The 21,189-nt window shown below is 70.9% G+C and carries 19 protein-coding genes; 5 read left to right on the top strand and 14 right to left on the bottom strand.

The genetic code is table 11. The annotated features are described in order from the left end of the window. Nucleotides 1–58: 58 nt before the first annotated feature. The 5 genes from WMF24_RS07425 to WMF24_RS07405 all read right to left on the bottom strand — a co-directional run bounded on the left by WMF24_RS07425 (nt 59) and on the right by WMF24_RS07405 (nt 4,739). Nucleotides 59–499: a hypothetical protein gene (locus WMF24_RS07425; protein WP_437735663.1), complete on the bottom strand. Its 441-nt coding sequence runs from the start codon at nt 497–499 to the stop codon at nt 59–61. Nucleotides 500–796: 297 nt separating this feature from the next. After that, entirely contained in the window at nt 797–1,264 is a 468-nt protein-coding gene (locus WMF24_RS07420) for a hypothetical protein (RefSeq protein WP_437735662.1), read from the bottom strand. Between the two features lie 89 nt (nt 1,265–1,353). After that, on the bottom strand, nt 1,354–2,553 hold the full coding sequence (locus WMF24_RS07415) for an MFS transporter (RefSeq protein WP_437735661.1): 1,200 nt from the start codon (nt 2,551–2,553) through the stop codon (nt 1,354–1,356). 73 nt (nt 2,554–2,626) lie between these two features. Then, nucleotides 2,627–3,742, bottom strand: a complete 1,116-nt coding sequence (locus WMF24_RS07410) for a hypothetical protein (protein WP_437735660.1) — start codon at nt 3,740–3,742, stop codon at nt 2,627–2,629. Between the two features lie 451 nt (nt 3,743–4,193). Then, nucleotides 4,194–4,739 carry a dihydrofolate reductase family protein gene (locus tag WMF24_RS07405; RefSeq protein WP_437735659.1) on the bottom strand — a complete coding sequence of 182 codons (546 nt, stop codon included), beginning with the start codon at nt 4,737–4,739 and terminating at the stop codon, nt 4,194–4,196. 153 nt (nt 4,740–4,892) lie between these two features. Between WMF24_RS07405 and WMF24_RS07400 the strand changes: the two genes are divergently transcribed. After that, the gene (locus WMF24_RS07400) at nt 4,893–5,918 is read left to right on the top strand and encodes an NADP-dependent oxidoreductase (RefSeq protein ID WP_437735658.1); all 1,026 of its coding nucleotides are present in this window, start codon (nt 4,893–4,895) and stop codon (nt 5,916–5,918) included. Nucleotides 5,919–5,934: 16 nt separating this feature from the next. On the opposite strand, the gene WMF24_RS07395 is transcribed toward WMF24_RS07400, so the two are convergent. The 3 genes from WMF24_RS07395 to WMF24_RS07385 all read right to left on the bottom strand — a co-directional run bounded on the left by WMF24_RS07395 (nt 5,935) and on the right by WMF24_RS07385 (nt 9,459). Then, entirely contained in the window at nt 5,935–7,191 is a 1,257-nt protein-coding gene (locus WMF24_RS07395; RefSeq protein ID WP_437735657.1) for an outer membrane protein assembly factor BamB family protein, read from the bottom strand. 73 nt (nt 7,192–7,264) lie between these two features. Then, on the bottom strand, nt 7,265–8,545 hold the full coding sequence (locus tag WMF24_RS07390) for a DNA polymerase IV (protein WP_437735656.1): 1,281 nt from the start codon (nt 8,543–8,545) through the stop codon (nt 7,265–7,267). Nucleotides 8,546–8,640: 95 nt separating this feature from the next. Next, nucleotides 8,641–9,459: an alpha/beta hydrolase family esterase gene (locus tag WMF24_RS07385; protein WP_437735655.1), complete on the bottom strand. Its 819-nt coding sequence runs from the start codon at nt 9,457–9,459 to the stop codon at nt 8,641–8,643. A 1,025-nt stretch (nt 9,460–10,484) separates the two neighbouring features. On the opposite strand from WMF24_RS07385, the gene WMF24_RS07380 reads away from it, so the two are divergent. Then, nucleotides 10,485–12,731 carry a family 43 glycosylhydrolase gene (locus WMF24_RS07380; protein WP_437735654.1) on the top strand — a complete coding sequence of 749 codons (2,247 nt, stop codon included), beginning with the start codon at nt 10,485–10,487 and terminating at the stop codon, nt 12,729–12,731. Here WMF24_RS07380 and WMF24_RS07375 read toward each other — a convergent pair. Next, nucleotides 12,659–12,994 carry a hypothetical protein gene (locus WMF24_RS07375; protein WP_437735653.1) on the bottom strand — a complete coding sequence of 112 codons (336 nt, stop codon included), beginning with the start codon at nt 12,992–12,994 and terminating at the stop codon, nt 12,659–12,661. The genes WMF24_RS07380 and WMF24_RS07375 overlap by 73 nt on opposite strands. Nucleotides 12,995–13,181: 187 nt before the next feature. On the opposite strand from WMF24_RS07375, the gene WMF24_RS07370 reads away from it, so the two are divergent. After that, nucleotides 13,182–14,510 (top strand): AAA family ATPase, encoded by a 1,329-nt coding sequence (locus WMF24_RS07370; protein ID WP_437735652.1) that lies wholly within the window; start codon nt 13,182–13,184, stop codon nt 14,508–14,510. 167 nt (nt 14,511–14,677) lie between these two features. After that, complete coding sequence (locus WMF24_RS07365) at nt 14,678–15,295, top strand: hypothetical protein (RefSeq protein WP_437735651.1); 618 nt, start codon at nt 14,678–14,680, stop codon at nt 15,293–15,295. A 28-nt stretch (nt 15,296–15,323) separates the two neighbouring features. Here WMF24_RS07365 and WMF24_RS07360 read toward each other — a convergent pair whose 3' ends face one another. Both WMF24_RS07360 and WMF24_RS07355 read right to left on the bottom strand, forming a co-directional pair. Continuing rightward, the gene (locus WMF24_RS07360) at nt 15,324–15,593 is read right to left on the bottom strand and encodes a hypothetical protein (RefSeq protein ID WP_437735650.1); all 270 of its coding nucleotides are present in this window, start codon (nt 15,591–15,593) and stop codon (nt 15,324–15,326) included. 16 nt (nt 15,594–15,609) lie between these two features. Beyond that, the gene (locus tag WMF24_RS07355) at nt 15,610–16,323 is read right to left on the bottom strand and encodes a YcnI family copper-binding membrane protein (RefSeq protein WP_437735649.1); all 714 of its coding nucleotides are present in this window, start codon (nt 16,321–16,323) and stop codon (nt 15,610–15,612) included. Between the two features lie 194 nt (nt 16,324–16,517). On the opposite strand from WMF24_RS07355, the gene WMF24_RS07350 reads away from it, so the two are divergent. Continuing rightward, a complete protein-coding gene (locus WMF24_RS07350) occupies nt 16,518–17,618 on the top strand; it encodes a sulfite oxidase (protein WP_437735648.1) in 1,101 nt (366 codons plus the stop codon). 105 nt (nt 17,619–17,723) lie between these two features. On the opposite strand, the gene WMF24_RS07345 is transcribed toward WMF24_RS07350, so the two are convergent. The 3 genes from WMF24_RS07345 to WMF24_RS07335 all read right to left on the bottom strand — a co-directional run bounded on the left by WMF24_RS07345 (nt 17,724) and on the right by WMF24_RS07335 (nt 21,127). Then, a complete protein-coding gene (locus WMF24_RS07345; RefSeq protein WP_437735647.1) occupies nt 17,724–18,800 on the bottom strand; it encodes an FG-GAP repeat domain-containing protein in 1,077 nt (358 codons plus the stop codon). 100 nt (nt 18,801–18,900) lie between these two features. Further along, nucleotides 18,901–19,881, bottom strand: coding sequence for an FG-GAP repeat domain-containing protein (locus tag WMF24_RS07340; protein ID WP_437735646.1), 981 nt, complete (start codon nt 19,879–19,881; stop codon nt 18,901–18,903). A gap of 169 nt (nt 19,882–20,050) precedes the next feature. Beyond that, the gene (locus tag WMF24_RS07335; protein ID WP_437735645.1) at nt 20,051–21,127 is read right to left on the bottom strand and encodes an FG-GAP repeat domain-containing protein; all 1,077 of its coding nucleotides are present in this window, start codon (nt 21,125–21,127) and stop codon (nt 20,051–20,053) included. Between the last annotated feature and the right edge of the window lie 62 nt (nt 21,128–21,189).

Genomic DNA, 21,189 nt, shown 5'->3' with positions numbered 1-21,189 from the left:
GAGCGCGCAGACCTGCGCGGGAGAGCGAGCGCGCAGGCCTGCGCAAGGGGGCGAGCGCTCAGAGCTGCTCGACGTTCTGCATCGGGCCGCCGGCGGGACCGGCCCCGACGTCGACGGCCCCGGCGATCCCGGCGGCGGGCGCGGAGAAGGCGCCGCGCTGCGCGGCGGGCTGGCCGGGCGGCGCCGCGCCGATGTCCCCGCCGACAACGCCGATCTCCGCGTCGAGCGCGGCGTCCCGCTGCGCCTCCCGCTGCCGATCGCGCGAGACGACCACCTCCGCGACCGTCCCGACCAGGGTGCCGATCACCGAGCCGGCGACGGCCCCGGGCGGGCCGGCGATCGCGCCCACCGCCGCGCCCGCCGCGGCCCCTGCGAGGGCTCCCGCAGCGGCCTTGGCGAGGCCGGAGGCGTGCGGGGGGACGCCCGCGGGCAGCGGCGCGTCGCCACGGCGGCGCGGATGGAGGTCGTTCTCGACAGCATCAAAACCGATGTCGTGCATGGCAATCACCCTCGCTGAGACCGAAGCCTCCCGCGCGGCGGGGGCGGCTCGCGGTTGTCCATCAACTCAGTGGCTCACGGTCTCATCGAATCAAAGCACGCACCGTGCCGGCTGGACCTCGCCGGGAACCGCGCGCCCCGCGCGGTGCGTCCTGCGCCCATCGCGCCGCCGCGGGGCGCGCGCGTGGCGCATTTCGCCTCAGGCAAGCGCCTGCCCGAGAGGCTGTTCCGCCGAGGCCGACGCGGCCGCCGAAGCCGGCGCCGTGCCGTGCGTCGGGCCTCGATCGCGGTCCCCAGCTCAGCGGCCGCCGGACGACGGCGCCGCCGTGGGGTCGAGCAGCATCATGGCGATCGCGACAACATAGAACGACAGGCCCACCAGCAAGAACGCGATGGCGACGCGGTAAATCGTGGTCTTGCGGTCGCGGTAGGCGAGCGAGACGAGGAGCCATTCCCGCATGTCGCCGCCCGGCTGCTGGGTGAGCCAGCGGATATGCTGCACCCCCCACACGATCAAGGTGGCGGAGAATAGCACGATCGCGACGCCGGCGATGATCAACCCCTGCGCGGCGCGGCTGGTGCCCGCGATGAGGCGGCCCGAGAAGCCGGTCGTCGTGATGACGATGCCGCAGAGGCCAATCAGCACCTGAGCGCGGTTATGGAGGACGGCGAACTGCCGCTCCAGGACGCCGTGCATGACATCCCAGGATCCGCCGACGAACTGGAGGATCCGGTCCGCCTCTTCCTCCCGCGCAACCTTCTTCATGGCCGACGCCGTAGCATTCCGCCCCGCCCCGCGCGATGCACGACGGCCCCGCAGGCCGCCCGGTGCGCCCGGCCCGCGGCCGGCCCCGGTCATGCCGTGTCGGCCTGGGTCGACGCGCGCGCCGCGTGGGCGCGGAAGAGGCCGAGCGAGAGGAGCGTGAGCGCCACCATGAGCGCGCCGGCGACCCACAGCACGGGGCGGTGCCCGTGGCGGTCGACGCCCATGCCCACCACCGGCCCGAGCAGCACGAAGGCGATGCGGAACAGGAAGCTGCGCAGCGAGACGCAGCTCGCGCGGTCGTCGTCGGGCGCGAGGCGCTGCTCCTCGTGGTGGAGCAGCGGCATGTGCAGCCCCCGCACGAACGTGAGCAGGAAATAGAACGCGAACCCGAGCGCGTGATGGGAGAGCGCGAGGCCGAGGTATCCGGCCGCCACGAGGGCGAGGCACGCGACGAGCGTCCCCGTCATGCCGAGGCGGCGGCCGGCGGCCTCGCTCACCATGGCGCCGAGCGCGGTGGTGATGCTCGCGATCGCCCACATGGGGCCGATCCACGCGACGTCGGCGCCGGCCTCTGTCGCGTACAGCGCCATGAGCCAGGTCGGCAGGTACGCCGCGAGCGCGAACGCCACGCCGAGCAGCAGGACGGCGCGCAGGTCGGCGCGCCGGAGCAGCGCGTCGCGCACGATGGCGCGCATGCGGCCGAGGTGGTCGTCGACCCGCGGCGGCGCGCGCCGGGTCTCGCCGAAGCGCAGGGCGATCCCGAGCGCGATCGCCCAGCAGCCGATCTCCATCACGAACGGCAGGCGCGACCAGCGCGCGTAGAGAAAGCCCGCGAGCAGCGCGGCGGCCGCCGAGGAGATCTGCGCCGCGGACCGCATGCGGCCGTACCAGCGGGCGAACTCGTCCTCCCTGCCCTGCTCGCGCAGCGAGTCGTAGAGCAGCGCGGCGTCCGCCCCCGAGATGAGCGAGTACCCCACGCCGAGCACGAGCTCCGCCGCCAGCACCGACAAGAGCCCGCGCGCGAGCGCGTAGAGAACCCAGCCGACCAGGATGGCGCCGCTGCCGAGCACGAGCGCGCGGCGATGGCCGAGGCGATCGGCGATGTAGCCCGAGGGGAACTCGAACAGCGCGATGCTCAGGCTGAAGAACGCCTGAACGCTCATCATCGTGGCCACGCTCATCCCGATGTCCCTCGTCCAGAACAGCGGGAAGACCGCCGTCGGGAACATCGTCGAGTGCACGCCGTAGTAGGCGCAGATGAGCCAGGGATTCCGCTTGACCGACGACATGACGAGGGCGCGCGAGTCTACGCGATCCCGGGTCGACGCGAGCCCGGGCGCAGCATCCTCGCGCGCCCCGGGATCACTCGGGGATGTGGAGCAGCGTCGAGCCTGACACGGGCATGTAGAAGATGTTGATCACCATCGGCTCCACGCTGGTGGTGAACTCGAACGGTCCCACCACGTCAACCACGTCGACGCTGGAGCCGCCGCCTTCGCCGCCGCCCGCGCCGCCGTCGCCGCCGCCCGCGCCGCCTCCGCCGGTCGCGTCGCCGCCCGCGCCGCCTCCGCCGGTCGCGTCGCCGCCCGCGCCGCCTCCGCCGGTCGCGTCGCCGCCCGCGCCGCCTCCGCCGGTCGCGTCGCCGCCCGCGCCGCCTCCGCCGGTCGCGTCGCCGCCCGCGCCGCCTCCGGTGCCATCGCCGCCTGTTCCTCCGGCGCCGCCTGCGCCGCCCTCGCCGCTCGTTCCCCCGGCGCCGCCCGCGCCGCCTGTTCCTCCGGCGCCGCCCGCGCCGCCTTCGCCGCTCGTGCCGCCGGCGCCGCCGTCTCCGAAGTTGCTGGTCGTGCCCCCGGCCTTGCGAGCGCCGCTCGCGCCGGCGGGCCTCGTGACGGTGATGGAGTCGACGTGGATGACGGTCGGGTTGGTCCAGGGCCCCGTCTCACCCGCCGTGACCTGAACCCCGATGAACTTCACCACCGTGCGGTCGAAGTTGGGAGACGCCGCGGCCGCGGTATCGACGTCGATCGTGAGGTCCGTCCACCCGTCGAGGTCGGCGATCGGATTCCGTGTGAAACCGATGTTCGCCCACGTCAGCTCGGCCCCGTTTTGCACGAACGGCTCGACGTTGCCGCCCGTGCCGGCGTAGTTCCTCACGCGGAACGTGACGGTGGCGCCGGTCAGGTCGACCGGCTCGGCGAACTCGATGAAGTACTGCGTCAACTGGCCCGCTGTCGTGAACGGGATGGAGAGCCGCGCGCAACCAGGGCACGTCTCGCCCGGGTCCACGACGCCTCCGCCCGTGCCGCCGCCGGCAGACCCCGTGCTCGTCGAGCTTCCGGTCCCGCCTGCCAAGCCCGACGACGTGCTGGAGCTGGAGGCGCCCCCGCCGCCGCTGCCGGAGCTGTCATCGCCACCACAACCCGTCAGGGCGAACACGCCGGTCAAGAGCCCGTACACCGCCAGTGAATGAACTGTTCTCATGCCAGCCCCTCCTTCGATAAGCTCCGCGGGGCCGCGCACCGCAGCCGCCGTTCGCCGTGGCGGCGCCCACCGTGCCCGAGTTCCTCGGCGCCAGCCCCACACGCACGACGTTATCCTGGACAGAGGAGCTTCTCAACAGCCTGGGCACGCGAATCTGTCTTCAGTAGCTCAGCGCACCTGGCGAACACCGACGCTGGCGCCACTACACGTGCACCAGCCACATCGGACCACCTGTGGAGATGAGCCGGGTGCGGCGCGCCTGCCGGCGCCAGCGCCCGAGCGTCAGGGAGGCTCGATCATGGCGCGATGACGCCGCGACCGCGGCGGCGTCGTTCAACGAGATCGCGCGGCGGCGCGGGGCTCAGCGCCCGCCGACGAGGGCGCCGTGGTGGGGTCGAGTCGCATCAAGGGCGGGTCGAGCTCGCCCTCGAACACCACGGCGTGCGGTCGCTCACGCCGCGCCCCCGTACTTCACGTCATACTTGAGGAGGACCACGCCGTTCGCGTAGGGCCTCGACTCCAGGAGCGCGAGCGCGACCTTCCTGGTGCTGCCGCCGAAGAGCCGCACCCCATGGCCGAAGACGATGGGGTTCAGCTTGAGGACGACCTGGTCGACGAGCCCGTTGTCAAGGAGGAAGCCGGCGAGCGCGCCGCCCCCGCAGAGATAGATGTCCGCCCCGTCGCGCTCCTTGAGCTGCTTGACGACCGCGAGCTCGTCGCGATCGACGACGTGGACCTCCGCGCCCTCGTCGAAGCGAAGGCTCCGCGAGAAGATGTGGTGTTCCATGTGCGGGTACGCTCGCTTCCCCGCGACGAGGCCGTGGTCATAGCCCCACGTGTACGTCTTTCTCCCCATCAAGACGGTGTCGTAGCCCTTGAGGCGCTCGACGTAGTCCGTGGCGTGATCACCTTGCATCATGAAGCCGTCCACCGAGCCGTCCTCATGCGATATGAAGTTGTCGAGCGTCACGGCGACTTCATAGACGATCTTTCTCATACGAACCGCTTCAGCGAGGCGTGCTCAGGGGCGACGCGGGTGAGGTGTCGGGTTCGACCCTAGCACGCGCCCGCGCGCTTGCCTACGGCCTCGGCAGGTTGCCCTGCTCGGTATGCGCTGGTACCGTCGTCGCCCCCCCGAGGAGAAGACATCATGAAGAGCGACGTGAATCGGTGCTGGCGGCTTGCCAGTCGGCCTGTCGGCCTGATCAAGGACAGCGATTTCACGTTCGGCGAGGAGCCCATCCCGGAGCCGAAGGCGGATGGCGAGATCCTCGTCCGCACGCTGTACCTGTCGGTCGATCCAACGCAGCGGATCTGGCTCGACCGTGACTCGTACATGCCGGCGATCCCGATCGGCGATGTCGTCCGCGCCTTCGGTGTCGGCAAGGTGGTGCGCTCGAACAACCCCGAGTTCGCCCCGGGCGACCTCGTCCAGGGCATGCTCGGCTGGCAGGACCACGCGGTGGTGGCGTCGGGCAAGGCCGCCCTGGTCCCGGCGGTGAAGCTGCCGCCCGGCCTCTCGCCCGAGCTGGCGCTCAGCGTCTTCGGCGTCACGGGGCTGACCGCCTACTTCGGCCTTCTCGACGTCGGCCGCGTCCAGCAGGGAGAGACGGTCGTCGTCTCCGGCGCCGCCGGGGCGACCGGGATGATGGTGGGTCAGATCGCGAAGCTCAAGGGCTGCCGGACGATCGGGATCGCGGGCGGCCCCGAGAAGTGCGCGTGGCTGACGCGTGAGCTCGGCTTCGACGCCGCCATCGACTACCGGTCGGAGGACGTCGCGGCCCGGCTCCACGCGCTCTGCCCTTCGGCCATCGACGTCTACTTCGATAACGTGGGCGGCGCGATCCTGGACGCCGCGCTCGCCGAGCTCGCGATGCGCGGGAGGGTCGTCCTCTGCGGCGCCATCGGCGACTACAACGCATCCGAGCTGCCGGCGGGCCCAAGGAACTACCTGAACCTGCTCGTCCGGCGCGGCCGGATGGAGGGGTTCATCGTCAGCGATTACTTCGATCGCCTCGGCGGGGCGATCTCCGATCTCGGCGCCTGGGTGAGCTCGGGCAAGATCAAGAATCGCGTCGATGTCCAGGAGGGCCTCGAGAAGGCGCCGGCGACGCTCAACCGCCTGTTCACCAGCGCCAACGTGGGCAAGCAGCTCCTGAAGGTCGCCGACCCGTGAGCGCGCCGCGCGGCGCTCAGAACTCGGTGCCGATCATGTACCTGAGCTCCCCCGTCCTCAGCGAGAACACGTAGAGCGCCGTCCACGTGGCGTAGAAGACGTCGTTCGCCGACGTCGATATCCCGTGCGAGACCTGCGATCGCTTGTGGATCTGCACGTCCCAGAGCCGCTTGCCGGTGGCGCCGTCGAAGCAGGCGAGGCGCGTGCCTTCGCCGTGGTCCTTCATGTCGTAAGGGACGACGAGGTGCCCGCCCTCGTAGGCGGCCTCGTCGACACCCGAGGTGCTCGTCGTGAGCGGGTCGACGCCGGGCACCACCGTCTTCCACAGGACCTTTGTCTTCTCCACCGCGGCCGCCATGCCGACCTGGCTGCCCTTGCTGCGGCTGCCGAGCAGGAACCGCGGCCCGGGCCCGTTCGGGACGAGCGCGTGGTGCGCCGTCATGCCCTCGACCCCCCCGTACACGCGGGGCAGCCCGAGCGCGTCGAACCTGGACGAGTTGACGAGCTGATAGCCGGGCGCTTCCCCCTCGTTCGAGCTCGGGACCGGCTTGCACGCCGCGTCCTTCGCGAGCGCGCGCCGCGCGCCGCTCGCCGGGTCCAGCCCGTGCTTCGCGTCGTCGACCGTCTCGACGACGACGACGCCGTCGCCCTGGCACACCCGCTTTGCCTTCTCCCCGAGCGGCACCGACCACGACGGCTTCCCGGTGCGCAGATCGTAGGCCTGCGCCTTGCCCAGCGCGTCGACCGAGACCACCCGGTCGAGGACCACCGCGCGCCGCGCCTCGGGCGTCGTCGCGTCCTTGGCGAGGGCCGCCGTCTTCCAGATGGGCTTCCCATCGCGGCCGTCGTAGGCCCCGATCCACGCCTCGCGCCCGGGTATGCTGCTCTTGCCGATCACGTCCGGCGCCCCGTCGCCGTTCACGTCCGCGATCATCGGCCGATCGTCGAAGTACGTGCCGGGTCCCGCGCCGAGGAGCGGCCGAGCCCCGGCGCCGGAGGCGCCCGACGGGCCAAACGCGAGGAAGCCGGCGATCGCGGAGGCCGTGACCATGCCGGCGACGGCCGCCATCACGGTGACCACCGCGGCGTTGCCGGACGGCGGGGCGACCCGGACGACGTGCATCCCCTGCGGGACCTGCGCGGTGGTCGGCTTCCTGCCGCGGTCGATCAGCGATCGCGCGCCGCAGTACTGGCAGGTGACGGTGTCCATCCCCGGCTGGACCGGCAGCGGGGCGCCGCATCGAGGGCATCGGGGGTCGACGATCCTTGCCATCGTTCCACTCTACACGAGCGCTCCGCAGGATCCGCAACGCGCTCGCGCGGGCGCGCCGCGGCCCGCGCGTCGATCACTTCCTCTCCCGCGCGCCGCCGCGCGGTCCCGTGACGGCGCCGCCGCGCGGTCCTGTGAGCGCGCCGCCGTCGCGCGAGAGCTCGTGCGAGCGCGGCTGTCGCGCCGGTTCCAGCAGGGCCGCGCGCGTCAGCCCTTTTCCGCCGAAGCGCTCGGCCACGTCCGCCACGACGCCCTCCAGGCGGCGGCGGCGCTCGGAAGCGACAGGGAAGAGGCTGAGGGTCGGGCTCTCGGTCTGGCCTGTCAGGTCGCCCGCGGCGACGCCGACGAGCCGCACGGGCCGCGACAGGTCGAAGCGCGAGAGGAGCCCCTTCGCCGTTGCGTAGATCGAGTCGGTGTCGCCGACCGGCTCGGTCAGCTTCGTCTGGCGGGTCCGCAGCGTGAAGTCCGCGTACTTGAGCTTCACCGTCACCGCGCGGCACGACAGCCCCGCCTTGAGCAGGCGCCGCGCCACGCGGGCCGACAGCTCGAGCAGCCAGCGCTCGATCGGCGCCCTGCCGAGGAGGTCCTCCTCGACCGTCTCCTCCGCGCCGACCGACTCGGCCTTGCGGCCCGGGACGACCTCGCGCTCGTCGACCCCGGCGGCGAGGAGCCGCACGTGCTCGCCCCACGCGGGGCCGAGGAGCTCGTGCAGGCGCGGCGCCGCGCAGCGCGCGAGGTCGCCGATGGTCGCGAGCCCCGCGTCGCGGAGGCGCTCGGCCGCGCGCGGGCCCACGCCCCACATGCGCTCGAGCGGCAGCGGCGCGAGGAAGGCGGCGACGTCGCCGGGGACGACGACGAGGCCGTCGGGCTTCCGCAGGTCGCTCGCGATCTTCGCGGCGAACTTGCAGGGCGCGACCCCGGCCGAGGCGGTGAGGCCGAGCTCGCCCTGGATGGCGCGCTTGATCTGCGCCGCGATCGCCTCGCCGTCGCCGAAGAGCGCGCGGCTCGCGGTCACGTCGAGGAACGCCTCGTCGAGCGACAGCCCCTCCACGAGCGGCGTGAACCGGCGGAAGATCGCGAAGACCTGCGCGCTCACCTCGGCGTAGCGGGCGTGCCGCACCGGCACGACGACCGCCTCGGGGCAGCGGCGGATCGCCTCGGCCATCGGCATCGCCGAGCGGGCGCCGTACGGGCGCGCCTCGTACGAGGCGGCCGCGACGACGCCGCGCCGCGAGGCCCCGCCGACGAGGACGGGGCGGCCCCGCAGCGACGGGTCGTCGAGCTGCTCGACCGACGCGAAGAACGCGTCCATGTCGATGTGGAGGATCTGGCGCATCGCGGGGGGGCGCGATTGCACCCCGGGCTCGCGCCGGGATCAACCGGCCGCGACGCGGCCTGCGGGGCTGGCCGCGACGCGGCCTGCGGGGCTGGCCGCGACGCGGCCTGCGGGGCTCACTTGAGCGACTGGAAGAACCGCCAGGCTCGCCCGCCCGTGCCGGACGGCACGGAGTGACCGCCGGGGTGCGTGCAGTACACGAGCGGCAGGCCGTCGGTGCAGCCTTGATACTCGACGCACCCATCGCCGAAGCTCGACGGCGTCGTCGTCGCCTGGCAGCCGTTCCGGCCGCGCCAGAAGTCGCGGGTGGACTGTCCGAGCGCGGGGGTCACCGTCCCGTCGGTGGTGCCTTGCGTCTGGATCAGCGCGTGCGCCGCGCTCGCGTCGCTGCACGTGGGCTGGGATCCGTTGGGGCCCCACCCGGCGACCGGGGCGAGCCCGCGGAACACGGAAGAGCGCTCGCAGCCCAGCGTGTTCGTCATGAAGCCCCCCTGGCTGAACCCGACAGCGAAGATGCGCTTCGTATCCACGCAGTAGTTCGTCTTGGCGTGCTCGAGCATGGCATCGAAGAACGCCAGGTCGGCCGACATGCGCGCCGCGTTGGCGTTCGGCGGCGGACCGCCCCAGTTGGAGTCTGCGTCACCCCACTGCGACTGGTTGCTCGGGGGCCTGGATTGCCCGTTCGCCGGCAACCCCTGCGGATAGATGAGCAACGCCTGGTTGTTCGTCTCCCGGATGAGCTGGAATCCGCTGTCGTCGTGCGCGGCCCACACGTTGTTCATGTTCAGGCCGTGGATGCCGAAGATCAGCGGCAGCGGCGTGCTCGGGTCGTAGTTCTCCGGCACGTACATCAGGAAGTAGCGCGTCACGCCGCCGACCGTCAGCGTCTGCTGGGCGCGCGGGTCGGGGCGCGTCGCGGCGTTGCCGCAGCCCATCGAGCCGGCGTCGCCGGCCCCCGTCGAACCGCCGCCACCGGCCGAGTCGCCGCCCGTGCCCGCGCCCCCGCCCCCATCGGCTCCTCCGCCCGACGTCGATCCCGCGGACGTCGATCCCGCGGACGTCGATCCCGCAGACGTCGATCCCGCAGACGTCGATCCCGCAGACGTCGATCCCGAGGTGGAGCCGCCGCTCGTGGAGGTGCCAGAAGACCCACCAGCGCCGGGGTCGACGGGATCCGGCTCCGACGAGCAAGCCGACAGCCCCACGGCCACGCCCAAAGTGAAGAGAACTCTCAGGCCCAATGCAATTTGACTCATCGCGACACCACCTCGCTAGCTGCTGATCGCGGCGGCCCCGCTCGTTCCGGCTTGAGGATCGCTGTCCGACAGGCCCGTGCCGCCGCCGCTGCGAGCCGGGAGAGCGAACGAACCGACCCGGGCACGGCGTGCTTCGAGCGGAAGCAGATTTGTCTGTCGTCCGAATACCCAGGAGCGGCTTCACCCCCACCGCCAGCGTTCCACGAGGCGCGTCCTCCGCGTGAGGCAGACACTGTGAACGTTCACACAGACGATGTCAACTCCTGTCGACGGGACCGCGGGGCCCTCGAGCCAGGAGAGAAGCCGCGGGCAAGGCTCATCCGGAGCGGCGCGTCAAGAGCGCTCAGCGCCGAACCGCGGTCATTGGCTTCTGGCAGCAGGCTCCCGGCCCCTGCCCGCCGCTCGGGCGCGAGGGCGCACGCGTGGACGAGCGAGAGCTCGGACTTCCACGCCGGCAGCCATCCCATTGACATCTACAGTGTGAGCGTTCACAGTCGACGGCGGTCTCATCCTTCCCTGCTCTATCTTCAACGCTTCATCGTGTACACCCATGACGGCAAGCGGCGCGCACGAGGCCAGAGCCTGCACCATGGCGTACCTGAAGCGCATCGACCGGGGTGAGGCCGGGGCGACGCAAGACGCTCCCGAGCACGAACCGGCTCAGCGCCGATTAGGACGTGACAATGAAGAGACATCTCCTTTCCATGACAGCTGTGTTCCTCACAGGCGCCCTGCCCGTCTCCTGCGGAGTCGACGAGCAGCCGGCCACGCCCCCCGATGCGTCCGACGCTGCGTTCAGCCCGACGACGTACCAGAACCCGGTGCTGGCCGGCGATCACCCGGACATGAACCTCTACCGGGAAGGCGACGCCTTCTACCTGGTCGGGTCGAACTTCCACATGATGCCCGCGTTCGAGATCCTGCGCTCGACGGATCTCCTGCACTGGGAGCGCGTGACCCGGGTGGTCGACTCGACCGCGGCCGCGCTGGACGAGCAGACCGGGCCTGGCCAGGGCACGTGGGGCGGCTTCATCGTCAAGGCCGGCGATACGTACCGGGTCTACTACGCGATCGACGCCACGCAGTATTTCTCCTCGGCGCCGAGCCTCGAGGGCCCCTGGTCGGAGCCCACGAAGGTCGATATCTTCCCCTACACGCCGCCGGGGAGCGACATGGCGTACGAGCGGAACACCGGCTCCGACAACTCGGTGTTCGTCGATCCCGAGAGCGGCAAGACGTTCATGATCGTCAAGAACGGCCTGTGCAAGTGGGACGCCGATCACCCGAACGACTTCGGCATCAACCTCATCACGGAGATCAATCCCGAGACCGGCATGCTGCTGCCGGAGACGAGCATCGACATGAGCTTCGTCAACTGGGACCAGGAGACCGGAGGCTGCGGCGACTTCAGCGATCCTGACTGGAGCAAGTGGGGCGAGGGGCCGACGATGGCCAAGCGCGGCGACTGGTACTACTACTTCATATCGACCCACACGGCCTGCGGCGGCCAGCTCCACGCCTGGGCGTCGAAGAAGCTCGTCGGCAGCACCTCCGAGGACTGGCACTGGCTCGGCTATGTCCTGACAGGCGAGGAGCCGTACGCCGGCGTGCAGCACACGACCGCTCCGGTCGAGCTCGATGACGGCACCTGGTGGGCGTTCGCCCACTCGTACGACTGCACCGGCGTGGACACCCAGGACTGGAAGAACGGCGAGTGGATGGGGCTCGGCCGCGAAGGGCTGCTCCTGCAGGTGACCTGGGAGGATCAGGAGGTGGATGGGGAGACCATCCCGGTCCCGAGATACGCGCTCGAGGGGCGCGCTCTGCCGGCGCCCAAGCTGCCGCCGAGCGACGTGCCCCTCCTGCTGCCCGTGAACGACGAGTTCTCGTCGGAGGCGCTCAACCCGGCCTGGACCACCTTCGGCCGGTCGGAGGACAAGTACTCTGTGGCCGACCGCGCCGGCTGGCTGCGGATCAAGCCGGAAGCCGGCGAGACGACGTATGTCGTGCAGAAGGACGCGCTGCACTCCAGCAGCATGACGGTGAAGCTGGAGTTCAAGCCCGAAGCGGAGGGCGACGCGGCCGGCGTCCGCGTGGGCAACGGCTACTGGCAGGACGAGCAGGTGCTCGGGGCGCCGACGTGGATGGCGAGCGACGAGGGCTTCATGCTCCCGGCCATCATGGACGTCTCCGTGGCGCGGGTCATGGAGGACGAGGCGGACAAGATCCGGTTCTCCTTCCGCACGCGCTCGGTGATGCCTCCGACCGAGGAGGGGGGCGCGTACACCGAGCTCGCCGAGCCCGTCGTGGTGGGCGAATCGGTCCCGGCCCCCGAGGGCGATACGATCTGGCTGAAGCTCGTCCGCACCGGCCACAAGGCAACGGGCTGGTTCAGCGCCGATGGGCTCGAGTGGACGCAGGTGGGCCCCGAGATCGACGTCTCCACGCTCGACCACTTCTACGCCATGGCCCACACCTGGATCGGCAACCAGGCTGGCATGTTCGCGACGAACAAGAGCGCTGATTTCGATCTGTTCGCGTACCGCGACGGGTTCACCGCGATCCCGGCGGCTGAGGCGAACCAGCAGTCGGGCGCCGACGTCGCGTCGAGCGAGTCGGCGGGTCCGGTGCTGGCCGGGCTGGAGGACGGCGACTGGGCCGCATACGGCAGCGTCGACCTGGGCAGCGGCGGCCTCCAGGCGAAGGCGATCGAGGTGAAGGCCTCGAGCGCCGGCCAGGGCGGCGCCGTGGAGGTCTGGATCGATCCGCTGGCCGGCGGCTCGGCCATCGGCACCTGCGCCATCCCCGGCACGGGCGGCTGGGAGGCGTGGGAGACGATCACGTGCGACGTGGAGCCCACCGCGGGCACCCACGAGGTCTATCTGAGGGCGACCGGCGGCGCGGGCGAGCTGGTGCGCCTCGCGTCCCTGCGATTCGTGCCCTCGAAGTGACCTGTCGGCCACGGGTGGCAAGGCGGCGCGCGCCCCGCGCGCCGCGCGACGAGCGGGCGCTGCCCGGGCCAGCGCCCTTCCGAAACCAGGGACAGGCTCGGTCGGCGCGGCGCTAGCATCGGCATCGCCGAGCGGGCGTCGTAGCGGCGCGCCTCGTACGAGGCGGCCGCTACGACGCGGCGCCGCGAGGCCCCGTCCTGGTCGGCGGGGCCTCGCGGCGCGGCGTCGTCGAGTTGCTCGACCGGCGCGAGGAACGCGTCCATGTCGATGGGAGGATCTCGCGCATCGCGGCCGAGCGATCGCGCTCGAGATGCGCGCCGGACTCCACCGAGACAGAGGCATCGGCGCGCCGCCCGAGCGCTCTCGTCCGCGGCCGCGCGCCCTCGTCGAGGGGCGCGCGTCAGGCCGAGCTTGCCCGGGCGCGCGGGCGCGCGGTAGATGACGGGACGCATGGCAAAGCTGAAGCGGCTGCGGATCGAGCGGTTCCGGGGCGTAACGCCGGGGACGGAGCTCGTCTTCAACGACACGTTCAACGTGCTCCTCGGCCAGAATGGGACCGGTAAAACGACGCTGCTGAGGCTCATCGCGATGGCGCTGGCGTCGAACTTCGGAGCGCTCGAGCGAGAGGACTTCGCGCTGGAGTACGAAATTGAATCCGTGGGGATGAGCCTTATCGTCTCCGTTCGAAACGACCTTTCGGACGAATCCATGGCGGATGCGCGCATCACACGAGGCCGGCCCTCGAAACGCTCTCCGGAGAGCGCAACCCCGGCCTGGTCATACGAAGCGCGCATTCGATTCCATCATCACATGCCAGAGCAGCGGGTCTCAGTGACTCCTGTGGGAGCCGAACACTTCATCAACGACGTTCCCGATACTGACATGGAGATTCCGGTATCCGACCCCTTCGAACAAGACTTCTTGCTATGGGTCCTCAATGACATATTCCGCGAAGCAGCCACGGAGCTCGGCCCTGAGTGGTACGACGCCGCTGTTGACGACGTCCTTGTCCCCCGCGGCAGAGGAAGGTTCGACGAGGCGTCACACGCCTTCGAGGAAATGACGGGGGAGTCCTTATCAGAACATCAGGGTGACTGCATCGAGTCCCCCATGCTCATTGCCCTTAGAACAAGCGACGGGAATGTCAGCGCCACGCAGTCGACGCGTGTCCCCCCTGAGGTCGTTCGCCTCATCGAGAGCAACCCCACGTCGCTCGAGGCCAAGAGCCCCAGCCTCCCACACACCGAGTTACCCTTTCTACGTGACGCGGTCTCGCTGTTCCACTACGCCGGCTCCGACCTGATCTTGCGCCTTCATTCGAAGAAGGTCACACCTGCTGGCGAGGAGCTGTTTTATACAGGCCTCGCCTTCACATTCACTCTGGAGGACGGCTCTGTCATCACCCATGACGCGCTCAGCTACGGGCAGAAGCGGCTGCTCTCGTTCTTCCACTACCTCGCGGTGAGCGAGGACATCGTCATCGCCGACGAGCTGGTGAACGGCCTCCACTATGACTGGATCGAGGCCTGCCTCAAGCGGCTCGTCGATCGGCAGTCCTTCCTGACGAGCCAGAACCCGCTCCTGCTCGACTTCCTCCCCTTCTCGTCGGCCGAGGATGTAAGGCGGTGCTTCATCCTGTGCCGCCGCGAGCGCCACGAAGGGCGCCCTCGGACGGTCTGGGCCAACATGGATGAGGAGAGCGCGAGCGGGTTCTTCCGTGCATACCGGACCGAGGCGCTCCAGGTGAGCGAGATCCTGAGGACGAAGGGCCTGTGGTGACCCGGGAGCAGGCCTGCCTCTCCATCTTGGTCCTCACGGAGGACAGCGCCGAAAACAGCAGCGAGGCCATCGCAGCGCTCGTGAAGAAGATGGTGCTCCTCGTGGATCCGGCGTGCCGGACCCACCTCATCGCGTTCGAGCCCCAGGGCGAGCACGAGCAGCGCGCGATGCGCGGCAACCTGTGGAAGAGCAGGAACCCGTTCGACCGGCAGAAGATCGTCCTCCTCGGGAGGGCCATCGCCGCGAAGCTGATCGAGGACCCGATCGGTTTTGTCGCGTTCCATGTGGACGGCGACCGCCGGTGGGCCGATCGGGCATCGAGCGAGAACGTCGTCAAGTTCGCCGAGTTCGTGAGCACCTACGTGCAGCCCGGCGTCCACAACGCGCTGCGCCGACAGCGCGCCCGGCATGCGCTGCCGGCAACGGACGAGGACATCGCCCAGGCCGGAGCCGCGGCGCTCACGCGTCTGCTGCGCCTCACGCCCTTCCGCAGCATCGAGGCCTGGCTCTACCAGAACACCGCCGAGGCACGCAGGCTTTGCCAGGCCACGTGCGGGCGACACGTCGAGAAGATCGACCGGTGGGCATCTGACCGCGGCGCGCTCGACGAGCTGGACGACCCGAAGGCCGAGCTCTGCCTCGGTTCCGAGCATCACCTGGACCTGGCACAGCGAGCATTTCCTGCGGATGAGGTCTTCCGAGCCAACAAATCCTATGCTGCCGCGGTGATCGGCCTTCTGGACTGCTCGGACCTGTGCGCAGCGCTGGCGCGCACGCACGTCTGAAGCAGCGCAAGGGAGGGCCAGGGCTGGGCTAGCGGACCGGCGGCTTCAGGTCATCCGGCAGCCGGCTGCCCGGCGGCCGCGGCAGCTCGCCGGGGCGGTCGAGCAGCGACGGCGGCGCCGCTGCGTCGGGCCCGATGCCCGCGTCGAGCGGGCCGCTCGTGTCGGGCGGCCCGCTCGTGTCGGGTGGGCCGCCGGTCCCGGACGTGCCGCTGCCGCTCGCGCCGTTGCCGGGGCTGCGTGTGTCGTCGGTGCATGCGCAGAGCGCGCAGGCGGCGATCAGGAGGAGCCACGCTCGCATGGTCGGACTCCTCGGCTCAGTACTTGACCCAGATCTCGGTGCCGGGATGGATCATCGTCAGCACCTCGGTATCCGGCTCCGTCTCGATCAGGCTCTGGGTGCTCGGGTTGGGGCTGTACGCCGCCTTCCCCGCCCAGACGATGAGCGCGTCCTTGAAGACCGAGAGGTCGTGGACGTGCTCGTTCACCGTGTACTTGTTCCACCCGGGCGCGCGCGGCGGCAGGACCGTCAGCGCCGGCGCCGGGAGCGACTCCGCGCCGCCCGGGTCCTCGCCGTGGCTGCCGTGATCGCCGGAGGTGTCCACCCACTCCGCGATCGTCTCCGTGCCGTCGGCGGTGCGACAGGTCTGGACGGTGGGGAAGTACAGCGTCTTGAACGGCGTCTCCGGGACCTTGAACCGCAAGCTCAGCTTGTAGTAGCTGGTGTCCTCCGGGAGCACGTCCGCGATCGGCTTCGTCCAGACGACCGCCGTGACGTTGCCCTCCGCGTCCTTCTCCAGGACCGCCTTGCCGAACGTGCTGTCCATCGGCCGCACCGACGTCACCCCGGCCGGGATCTGGACCTTCACCCGGTAGGTGTCCGCGCCGTCGCAGCCGTGGCCCACGCCGAAGCTGGCCTCATGGGTGGCGCCGGCGAACGCGGGACCCGACACCGAGATGTGCGCCTGTGCGACCGTCGCCGCGAACAGCGAGCCTGCAACGATCAGGCAGCCTTGTAACGCCCTCTTCATCCAAGACCTCCGTCGAGAAAGTTCGAGCAGTCTAGTGAGGTCTCCATCCCCTGGAAATGCGACCTGTTGTCGCAGCGCCCCCCGACAGCGCCGCGCGCGATGGCGGCCGACGAGGCCGGGCGCCCTCGGCACGCCCGTTGAACCATCCCCGCTCGCTCGATCACCGGGCACGATCTGCACGGAAGGACATGCTCATGACGGACGAGGAGCGCGAGCGCGGAGCGGCGGCGACGGCCGTGCCGGGGCTCATCACCCGGCAGAGGGCCCCGGAGAACCTGGAGATGCCCTTCTCGGACGTGCGCGACTTCCTCACGCCGGTCGAGCAACTCTATGTCCGCAGCCATTTCGACGTGCCGCACACCGACGCGGCGACATGGCGTATCTCGATCGAGGGAGCGGTGCAGCGTCCCTTCGAGATCGCGCACGACGAGCTCTGCGGGCTCCCCTCGCGGACGCTCGTCGCGCTCCTCGAGTGCTCGGGGAACGGACGCCTCTTCCTCTCGCCGCCCGAGGCCGGCCTCCAGTGGGAGCTGGGCGCCGTGGGCAACATCGAATGGACGGGCACGCCGCTCTGGCCTCTCCTGGAGCGCGCCGGCGTCGAGGCCTCCGCGCGCGAGGTGGTGCTCGTGGGCGCGGATCAGGGCGAGCCGCGCGATCCGGAGCCGAGCACGCCGGGGCCGATCGCCTTCGCGCGCAGCCTGCCTCTGGAGAAGGCCTCGCGCCCCGAGGTGCTGCTCGCTCATCGCATGAACGGGCAGCCCCTGACGCCCAGGCACGGATTCCCGGTGCGCGCGGTGGTGGCCGGCTGGTACGCGATGGCCTCGGTGAAATGGCTGCGGCGCATCGTGGTCGTGGATCGCCCGTTCCAGGGCTATTTCCAGACGCTCACCTACTCGCGCTGGGAGCGCCGGCACGGGCTCCCCAGCCTGGCCGCCGTGGGCGAGCTCCAGGTGAAGGCGCAGATCGCGCGGCCCGCGCCGCACGAGCGCGTGCGCGCGGGATCGCCGGTGCGCGTGCACGGCACGGCCTGGTCGGGCGACGCGGCGGTCACGCGGGTGGAGCTCAGCACGAATGGGGGCGCGAGCTGGCTCGAGGCGCGGCTGCTCGACGAGCCGGCGCCGTACACCTGGCGAAGGTGGGAGATCACATGGCAGGCGCCCTCGCAGCCCGGCCAGCGCACGCTCATGGCGAGGGCGACCGACGCGCGCGGTCGCACACAGCCGATGCAGCGCGACCGGGATCGGCGGGACGGGATGATCAGCCATGTGCTGCCGGTCGAGGTCGAGGTCGGCTGAATCGACGCCTTGTCCGGCGCGTGAAGCGCCCGGACCGCAAACCGTCCCTCAGCGCCGCGCGGGCCCGCTCCCGCACACCTGTCCTGTGCAGGGGCAGGATCGCGGTCAGTCGCCGTCGTGAGGCCCCGCGATCACCGGCCCGGGCGCGAGCAGCCGGCTTCCGTCCATCAACCACACGGCCATCTCGCTCGCCCCGTCGCGCTGCCAGACGATGTCCGCCATGCCGTCGCGGTTGGCGTCGCCCGCTGCGTGCGCTGACCAGCCTTCGGCCGGCCCCTGGAAGATCGGCCCAGGCGCGAGCAGCTCGGCGCCGTTCATCAGCCACACGGCCGCCAGGCCCTTTTCCTCGTTGGTCCAGAGCACATCCGCGTTTCCATCCAGATTGAAATCATTCGCCCTGATGGTGATCCACCCCTCGCCGGCCGGCCCTGGGATCACCGGCCCCTGCGCGATCGGCCGGGTGCCGTTCATCAGCCACACCGACATCAGGTTCCGCTCGGCGTCGTTCCAGACCACATCCGCCATGCCGTCACCGTCGACGTCGGCCCCGCCGCCGACTTTCCATCGGCCGCCGGTCGGCCCCGGGAGGATCGGCCCCGGCGCGAGCAGCTCGCTGCCGTTCATCAGCCATACCGTGATCAGATGCTGCTCCGGTTGATTCCACAGCACGTCCGACATGCCATCTCCGTTGAAATCGAAGGCTCTCGCCGTCCAGCCTTCGCCGGGCGGTCCCGGGAGGATCGGGCCCGGCGCGAGCGGCTGGCCTCCGTGCATCAGCCACACCGAGATCAGCGGCCGTCCGGCGTGGCGCCAGAGCACGTCGCCCATGCCATCGAAGTTGAAGTCGTTCGCCCTGGCGATCCACGCTCCGCCCCTCGGCCCAGCGATGGCCGGTCCCGGCGCGAGCAGCCGGGTCCCGTCCATGAACCAGACCGCCATCCGGCTCCGCGCGCTGTCGTTCCACAGCACATCCGCCATGCCGTCGAGGTTGAAGTCGAACGCCTGGACGACCTCCCACCCATCGCTGTCGGATCGCTGCGCCGCGCCCTCGAAGGACGGTGGAGGCGCGAGGAACCGCGCCTCGTCGAGAGGATCGGCGCCGCACGCGCTGGCCAGGACCGCGAGGACCGCGGCGACGGCGCGCCGGGCCTTCACCGCTGTCGCCGCAGACCTCCTCACCATCGCCTCCCTTGCTCCTCGCGCGTCGCGCCGCGCCCCTGCGCCCCGCGCGGCCGACCTGGCCGCGCCCCTGCACGGCGCGCCGGCCGCGGCGGTGCTCCGTTCACCCACCGTCATGGGGCCCCGGGATCACCGGCCCTGGCGCGAGCAGCCGGCTGCCCTCCATCAGCCAGATGGCCATCAGGTTCGTTCCGTCGGCCTGCCACATCGCGTCCGCCATGCCGTCGAAGTTGGCGTCGCCGGCGGTGCGCACGGCCCAGCCGTCGCCGGGCGGCCCCGGGATCACAGGCCCTGACGCGAGCAGCCGGCTGCCCTCCATCAGCCAGATGGCCGTGAGCCCCCGCTCGGCATTCGTCCAGAGCACGTCCGCCTCGCCATCGCCGCTGAAGTCGTTCGCCGTGACGACGATCCAGCCGTCGCCGATCGGCCCCGGGATGAGCGGGCCCGGCGCGAGCAGCTGGCTTCCCTCCATCAGCCAGACGGCCATCAGGTTCTGCTCCGGGTTGTTCCAGACCACATCCCCCATCCCGTCGAAGTTGGTGTCCCCCACCGCGACCGCCTTCCAGCCCTCTCCGGGCGGCCCCGGGATGAGCGGCCCCGGCGCGAGGAGCTGGCTCCCCTCCATCAGCCAGACGGCCATCAGGTTCTGCTCCGGGTTGTTCCAGACCACATCGGCCATGTTGTCGCGATTGAGGTCGAACAGGTTCTGGACGGCGACCCAGCCCTCGCCGATCGGCCCGGGGATCAGCGGCCCCGGCGAGAGCAGCCGGCTGCCGTCCATCAGCCAGATCGCCATCCGGTTCAGCTCGGGGCTGTTCCAGAGCACATCCGCCATGCCGTCATGGTTGAAGTCGGCCGCAGAGGCGGCCACCCAGCCCTCGCCGATCGGCCCCGGGATGAGCGGGCCCGGCGCGAGCAGCCGGCTGCCGTCCATCAGCCACACCGCCGCCAGGTTGTGCTCCGCATCGTTCCAGAGCACATCCGCCATGCCGTCGAGGTTGAAGTCGGCCCCCTGCATGACCTTCCACGCGGCCCCGTTCGCGCGCGGGACCACGGCCCCGAGGGACGCCTCCGGGAGCTCCATCGCGGGCCCTCCTCGCCCTCGCAGCTCGGCATCCGCCGCGCAGCTCGACGGCGCGACGCACCCCACGGCGACGGCACACAGGCCCTTCAACAGCTCCACGCCCCCTCTTCTGCACGTCGTCGACACGTCTCCTGCCCCCCGGCGCAGGCGCCGCGGTCCCCCGCCGTCGTCATCCGCCGTCGAGGGGCCCCGGGATCACCGGCCCGGGTGCGAGCAGCGCGCTCCCCTCCATCAGCCACACCGCCATCAGGCTCGTCTCGCCTTGTTGCCAGACCACATCCGCCATGCCGTCGAAGTTCAGATCGCCGGCGGTGCGCGCCACCCAGCCGTCGCCGAGGGGCCCCGGGATGAACGGCCCCGGCGCGAGGAGCTGGCTTCCCTCCATCAGCCACACCGCCATCAGGTTCTGCTCGGGGTTGTTCCAGAGCACGTCGGCCATGCCATCGCCGTTGAAGTCGGCGCCCCAGGCGATCACCCAGCCGTCGCCGAGCGGCCCCGGGATGAGCGGCCCCGGCGCGAGGAGCTGGCTTCCCTCCATCAGCCACACCGCCATCAGGTTCTGCTCGGCATGGCGCCAGACCGCGTCGGACATGCCGTCGGCGTTGAAGTCCCCCACGGCGGCGACGTCCCAGCCGTCGCCGAGCGGCCCCGGGATGAACGGCCCGGGCGCGAGCAGGCGGGTCCCCTCCATCAGCCACACCGTCATCACCCCCTGCTCACCGTGGCTCCAGAGCACGTCGGCCATGTTGTCGGCGTTGAAGTCGATCGCCCTCGTGAACCAGCCGCCGCCGCCCGGTCCGGGGAGGATGGGCCCCGGCGCGAGCAGGTGGGTTCCCTCCATCAACCACACGGCCATCGTGCCCTGCTCCTCGTGACGCCAGAGCACATCCGCCATGCCGTCGAAGTTGAAATCGCTCGTCTTGGCGAACCAGCGACCGCCGGGCGGCCCCGGGACGAACGGTCCGGGCGCGAGGAGGCGAGTTCCCTCCATCAGCCACACGGCGACGAGGCCTTGCTCGGGGTCGTTCCAGAGCACATCCGCCATGCCGTCGGCGTTGAAGTCGAGCGCCTGGGTGATCAACCATCGTTGCTCGCCCAATCGCTGTCCCGCGGCGCCGAACGTGGGGCCCGGAGGCTCCATGGACCACGCCTCGCGCTGCGGGTCGACGCCCTGGGCGCAGGCGGCGACGGCGAGCATCGCACACGTGGCGCTCGCGTCCCTCACGACGGTGGCAGGCTTTCTCATCTTCGCCTCGCTCGCGCGTTCATGAACGGCCGCTCCCGCGGCGCGGATCCGCGCCCGTGAGC

This window comes from Sorangium sp. So ce1335 (genome assembly GCF_051521615.1).
Classification (GTDB): Bacteria; Myxococcota_A; Polyangia; order Polyangiales; family Polyangiaceae; genus Sorangium.
The sequence above is the reverse complement of the archived record's forward strand: the minus strand, read 5'-3'. Positions and strand labels throughout refer to the sequence as shown.